The sequence below is a fragment of the Kutzneria sp. NPDC051319 genome, from assembly GCF_040682195.1.
In the GTDB taxonomy this organism is placed as follows: domain Bacteria; phylum Actinomycetota; class Actinomycetes; order Mycobacteriales; family Pseudonocardiaceae; genus Kutzneria.
On record NZ_JBFBAM010000032.1, the window covers coordinates 91,239 to 97,673 of the forward strand.

Here is a 6,435-nt window from a genome sequence, read left to right on the forward strand (position 1 = left end):
GCGCGGGCCTGCCGCCGGGCGAGACCGGCAGCTCGCCCGCCGGGGGGTTGCCGAGTTCGCCGGCACGGGTTGACCCGATTCCGCGGACAGGGTCGATATGTGGTCATGCTGCGGCAGACTGAGGAAAGTGCGCCCGGGTGGCTTCGTAGGCGGCTGAGCTGAGGTAGCCCAGGCTCGAATGGCGCCGACGGGTATTGTACCAGCCCTCGATATATTCGAAGATTGCCTTGTGCGCCTTGGCTTTGGTGGGCCAGGGCTGCTGGTCGAGCATCTCGGCCTTGATCGTGGCGAAGAACGACTCGGCCACTGCGTTGTCCAGCACTGCCCCTTGCGGCCAACCGAGAGTCGGACCCCGGTCTCGGGTGGCCACACGGGCGTACTGGGCGGACGTGTATTGGCAGCCCTGTCGGAGTGGAAGATCACCCCACGGTCGGGTCGGCGCCCGGTGACGGCGTTGCGCAGGGCCTGTTCGACCAGTCGGTGCGTAGATGATCGGCGGTGGCCCAGCCGGCGACGCGACGGGATTGGGGGCGGCACGAGCGGGTCGATCGGGCGGTCGGTCATTGCCGGCTTACCGCCATGGGCCACGGGCCGGGCCGCGTGCGACGATGCCGGCGAACGCCGGCAAAGGGAGCGCGACGCCGCGAAAGAACACGCCACCACGCACAATGGGTGTCGGAAGAGGACACGACAAAACGCCCGTACCGAATGAATTGGGACGGGCGATTCGACCTATTTGTGCGAGATCATGCCAAATTGTGTTTTCTCTGCGGAAGCTGCTCTCTCCTGTAAAAACAGGAAACCTGTGTCCGAGGACGATCTTGCTCTCTATCCCTACGACTGTCCATTGAGTGATGACTCAGAGGGCGTGTCCTGGTCGTCCCTTGAACGGCGAAGGGTGGGACGGGTCGGTGCGACAGCTCGTACGGCCCTCCCTACCTCGGTAGACAGGCCGATCGGCGAGGGTGGGACGGGCGCAAGCACTCCCGTCCCACCCTCGTGTTTCTGCCCAGCATGGGCCTGGTGAGGATTGGTCGCTGATGGGACGGGACGGCGAGGTCGCGGTGGAGGCTGTCCGCCGCCGCGCCACCACTATGACTATCGTCTTCTTTGCCGGGATGATCGAGACCTGAAAGTAACTAAGCCATCGGGCAAGTGTGGCTGCTAAACAAGCTGGTCAGCCGGGCGAAGGCGAGAGAGTCGGTGAAAACGGCCGTCGTTGAAATCACCGTCGCGACCGCCTGAATCGTACTTTGCGTGGCATGCGTAACAAGCATCGCGCATGGTCTACAGATGTTAGGGTGTTTGGACGTCCGAACGCTAGCATGCCGATGAGAGTGCGCGCACGAGATGGCCAACTCTCATCTGAGCGTTCAGTCGAGTTGTGCCAACCTAGGCCCTGCCGGTGAGGGCAGCGACGTCTGTGACCGCCAGTTGTTCCGGCCATATGGAACAAGTGATGCGGGTTGGATGGTCGGCTATGCACAGAACAAGACGAGGAGCCAAGTCACAGATCGATATCATTTTTCCCGTGTTTCGAATAACGTGTAACGTTGACGCGCGAGGGCCGATGTTCGGGAAACATCATTTCCGTAACCGATGAATAGATCTAAAATCGAAGTCTGACAGGGAATGCTATGAATAGGGTATGGCGAATTGCGGCACTGGTGCCAATGCGCAAGCATATTCCGATGGGCGACAATGGGTCGTGGCCAGAAAAACTGCAACCGATCGGACGATTTCCTGTAGGCGGCGCACTATTTGGGGAGCATAGATTTGTCTCCTCGGTGTGGCCTGACGCGGCACCGCCCGGCGAGGATTGGTTTATGCAGGAGGCCGGCGCGCTTATATTTTGGTCAAGCGCGGAGGATGCACACAAAGCTGTCGCGCAGGTAGAAGTGTACTTGGACTACATCCTGGACTTTCTTTCCTTTCAGATTCAACAACCCGTCAAGATTGTCCAGCTGGACGTGGTAGATCTGACTCCACCGGTACGAGTTGGTGAAATGCGAGATTATATTTCGTATCCGTATCCTCTTGGATATATGCCACCGAAACTGGTTGGCTCGGTACACATGGGAACGTATCAAACAGTATTGTATCCGCAAATCCCAAGCTCGTACGTGAAGCTAGAGAAGCATGTGCAGCGCGCGGTCGATTGGTATGTGAAGAGTTTGCACGCGACTACTGATGCTGACGCATTTATACTTCTGTGGATCTCACTTGAAGTACTGGCCGATTTGATGGGCGAGAAGGTTGCGGAGGCCACACGATTGCGCTGCGGTCACGAGATAGAGAAATGTCCCGAATGTAGAAAGCAAACGGCTAGTCACAGGCAAGGGGAAACTCTGCGTGCGTTTCTGAAGTCTTTCGGGATCGCGGAGGATGACGTGATTGCGCTTTGGCGGTTGAGGCAGATCGTTCACGGTGCCTTCCGGTTTGACGCGGATGGTGTTAACAATCTCGCTGCCCGTGTGCAAGTGCTTCGTGCGATCGTAATGGCCGCTCTCAAGCTGGCGCTTGGCGTGAGGCCCGATCAACCACCTCTGGTTGGTTTCGGCGGCCCTGCAATTACGCCGATGGTAGGGATTGGTGGAAATAAACAAATTACAGAGTGGGATGTTTGCTTCGAAGACCGCTCGCCGGTGCGCGTTGCCTACTCCGACCGGTGACTGCTATTTTAGGGTCAGGAGAAGTCCGTGTCTCACGGCGTCGAGGGAGGGCAGGCAGGTGGCCGATAGCGGCACCATCGAGCTGGACATCCTGGGCAATGAACTTGCCCAGTTGGGCGATATGAACGCCTGTGTCACGGCCGTGATACAACGAGTCGGGGCAGACTGGGAAGTACTGCATATGTCGGTACTTGCGGGATATGTATCTGAGAGCTGGAAGGATCGGATATGGCAATACGAAGAACTTGCATTCGTGGCGTGTCGAATTCCTGTATCTGCCCTGTCTGTTTTGGGTAGCAGTGAGACTTCGGATGTCGCAGGTAATGTCGAAGATGGCGAAGATCGTGAGGAAGTCCCACAACCCGACATTCGAGAGGTAGTTCTTGGGTCGATAGTTGCAAGGTTGCCGAAGATGCGCGGGCCAGCAAATTGGAGGCGAGAGGCGAGTCATTCCCGCCTAGACCGCGTACCGCTCCCGCGACCCGCGGTTGTATTTTCTGTGTCCGCTAAGGATGGCAATCGAGCGCTTCCGTGGGGTATTCTTGCTGCAATCGGCTGCCCTTCGTTTCCTTCGCCCCATAACGCCTGGCGCGCCTTCGAAAAAGGAGACTTTTCACTAGGGGGCGAAGCTAATTTTCCGAATGATCTCGTGTCAATCAGGCTTGCGGAGAATGATGGTTGGATCGGAGACGTGCGCGTGTCGGCAACCCACCTTGTTGTCGAGGTAAAGGGTTACAATCTTACTGGGTGCGAGCTTGAAGTATATAGCGCTAGCGGAGTTAAACATCATCCGGTAGATGGTCCAACCACGTTTCGGCTTGCGCTCGATGGCGGACTTCCTGACGATTCTTGGTTGTGGTTGAAGCGCGAAACAAAGTGGCTCGACTACAGGTCGATCTCTCCGCAGTCATCGTGGACTGGCGACTTGGCTGTCTCCGGGGTCTACTTCGATGAGTCGATTGACGAGGTGACAAAAATCGAGGCTCTTTTGAGCGTTGGCGAAGGGCCGACCGTCGAGTATAAGGAGAAGCTGATTAAGTCGGCCGACGATCGTCGAAACCTTAAGACGATCCCCGCGTTCGCTAATGAGAATGGCGGTACAATCGTATTTGGTATGCATCAGGACGAACTTACCCGCGTCGGCGTCGAGGACGGAGATCGGATTAAGCAGCGCGATCAGCTCGTCAATCTAATTCGCGCAGCTGTTGAGCCGATGCCGCAAGTTAATGTGAATCACTACGTTGTAGATGGCATATCGTTTCTTGTTGCCGAAGTTGCGCCGGGTCAGAGTCCTCCCTATGGTCTGATAACCGCTGGTAGTGCACGTGACAAGCCGGAGTACTATGTGAGGCGTGGTGCTAGTACGTATTTGGCGCGTCCCGCCGACCTTCGTGAGATTGTATTGGCACGGTCGCAGAACGCAAATAGTGTCTGAGCGTCGGCATCTGGCGTAGGCTTCGCCCGCTGGTATTGCCGATTTCGTGCTGGCTTAGGTGTCTCGACCGCGTTCGGTGACGGCAGTGCGCTAAGGCTTAGGCGCTAAGGCAAGGGGCCGCCGCTTGTCGATAGCGGTCGTTGATAACCTGCTCTGCGTCAACGTCCTGTTACCAAGTTGGAAGAACTTTTCCTTCGATTACATTGGCTATTTTCTCGATGCGAGCTCTGGCTGACGTGGATTTCTTTTGAGCCATGCTTCTCACTGTCATACCGTAGGCGTGAACTCCAGAGTTAATCAACTCGGAGATTCGATCCTGACGTTGGCGGTCCGATTGCGTAGCTATTTCCAGCATGGCAATTGCTTCAAGCTCAATTTCTGGGGCTGGGCCCATTTTCAGCCCCGCATTGAGTGCTGCAACTGCGTCATTAGATTGACGGTTTACCCAGAGCGCGGCGGCGAGATTTATCAAGGTATTCGGGTTGCCCGGCTGTAGAGAGGCCGCCCTTGATAGATTTCTTATTGCAAGGTGCGGTCGCCTGCATATGAGGAGAGCGAGGCCGAAGTTTCCGATTATGTGTGCATTGTTTCGGTCTCGTTTTAGAAGTCTTCTGTAGTAGTAGATCGATGCGCGGGCGTCGCCTATTAGCAACAGCAAATCAGCCGACTCTCGCAGCGCTTCAATGTTGCTAGGGTCTAGTACCGCAGCTCTTTGCGCGTAGTTCAATGCGACGTTCAAGTCTGCGGTTTGATTTCGCGCTGACCGCCCGGCGAGGATAAGAACATTGGGGTCAAGAGGGGCGGACGTTTCGGCTTCGGCTATTAGTAAGTTGCCTCGTGCGTTTTCGCCTAGTTGACGGGCGAGAAATTCTCCAAGGCGAGCCTTAGCTAAAGGGTAACTAGTGTCTGTGGCTGCTTGCTCGTGCAGGCGGAGTGCGCGAGGAACATCCCCAAGAGCAACGTCATAAAATTGTGCAAAGCTTGATGATATCCATGACGGGACATCTGGGGCTGTCTTGGCTATCGCCTCGGAGTAGCGCGCCTCTGCGGCTTCAAGATTTTTCTTGTTTATCCAAAGTTGTTGAGCCAGGTTTGCGATAGGTGTCACAAAATTGGGTGACAGTTCTATCGCTTTTTCGTACGCCGATATCGCTTCGTCAAACTTTCCCTCCCTTGCGAGTTGTGCGCCATAATTGTTCCACAATTCAGCGTTCTTGGGATCCCTTTTTAACTGTTGGCGAATTTGTCCTGGTGATGTGATCGATCTGGCCATCGTGACGCCGACGAGTCGCAGCGGAGCTCTTTCGCCGAGCGCGTTTACGGCTGGCACTATTTGGAGGCCGTGCGCCTTGAGTGACTCTAGCGAATCTGGTGGCAGAAAGTCACCGGATTGAGCCTCGGTGACCATCGGGCGAATCGTGCCCTGACCGTTCGAATGTATTGAGCCAATAGTGCATCCGCTGCTGACCGTCGTTGACCGCTCACTGGCGGCGACGTTCACCTCTGCAATCGCGTGCTGTATCTCGTCTTCGGGGGATCGCCTTTTTATTAGCGAGACTAGCGTGCTTTTCTCTGAGATTGATACAGCGTCAGACGCTCCTGTAATGTGAATTTGTGGACCTCTGGGCCGTATCGTTGTGACAATCAACTCGTCGAGGGCGTTGTCGAGCCGCTGAATTCGACCTTTGACGAACCGTTCAAAGTTGGAAACCAGTGCGATACTGGGCCTATTTCCTATCATGCTTGAAACGACGAAGGTATGGCGTCGAAGCTTTCTGTCGGATATCTTATTTAGTGCAGATTGTGCATCTTGTAGCGATTCAATGATTGCGGCGAGTGGTGGTGGTGTGGGGTTTTCGTAGACCTTGCGTGCGATCCATTCGCCTGTCGGCATTGAATCAAGTACGGCAACGCCGGTGACCCCTATCAAAGTGGAGTGTAACGGGGATGCGGCGTTGATTAGTTTATGAGCGTTATCTTGAAGTGTGCGGCCGGTTGATCCGTCGGTTAGCCGGAAGTCGCAGCTAACGTAGACGGAATCTTTGCTCGCCAATACGATGATCAGTGTCACTGCTACGCCGCGACCTCCGTGTCGATGTGACCATCCTGCGGCCGGACTTTCCGGCCAACGATTATACGGCCGACGACGGCAAAACCTGCGCACGTGCGGGCCGGCGTGTCGTCAGGTCTCCGAGCCGTGAGTGGTCCGAAGGGCGGCGAGACGACGACTTCCGGTGACGCTCGCTGGTAATCTGGAGTATCGGGCGGGCGCAGCCTGAAGTCCGCATACAGCTGTGGAGTAACTGCGGGATCGCCCGCAGTTACTCC

4 protein-coding genes are annotated in these 6,435 nt (G+C 56.0%); 2 read left to right on the forward strand and 2 right to left on the reverse strand.

The features are described from left to right. Positions 1–103 precede the first annotated feature (103 nt). A complete protein-coding gene (locus tag AB0M73_RS28090) occupies positions 104–322 on the reverse strand; it encodes an IS3 family transposase (RefSeq protein ID WP_363896311.1) in 219 nt (72 codons plus the stop codon). 1,351 nt (positions 323–1,673) lie between these two features. Between AB0M73_RS28090 and AB0M73_RS28095 the strand changes: the two genes are divergently transcribed. Both AB0M73_RS28095 and AB0M73_RS28100 read left to right on the forward strand, forming a co-directional pair. Continuing rightward, on the forward strand, positions 1,674–2,672 hold the full coding sequence (locus AB0M73_RS28095) for a hypothetical protein (protein ID WP_363896314.1): 999 nt from the start codon (positions 1,674–1,676) through the stop codon (positions 2,670–2,672). Positions 2,673–2,730: 58 nt separating this feature from the next. Further along, positions 2,731–4,107 carry an ATP-binding protein gene (locus tag AB0M73_RS28100; protein WP_363896317.1) on the forward strand — a complete coding sequence of 459 codons (1,377 nt, stop codon included), beginning with the start codon at positions 2,731–2,733 and terminating at the stop codon, positions 4,105–4,107. A 169-nt stretch (positions 4,108–4,276) separates the two neighbouring features. Here the strand turns inward: AB0M73_RS28100 and AB0M73_RS28105 are convergent, their stop codons facing one another. Then, on the reverse strand, positions 4,277–6,178 hold the full coding sequence (locus AB0M73_RS28105) for a tetratricopeptide repeat protein (protein WP_363896320.1): 1,902 nt from the start codon (positions 6,176–6,178) through the stop codon (positions 4,277–4,279). Between the last annotated feature and the right edge of the window lie 257 nt (positions 6,179–6,435).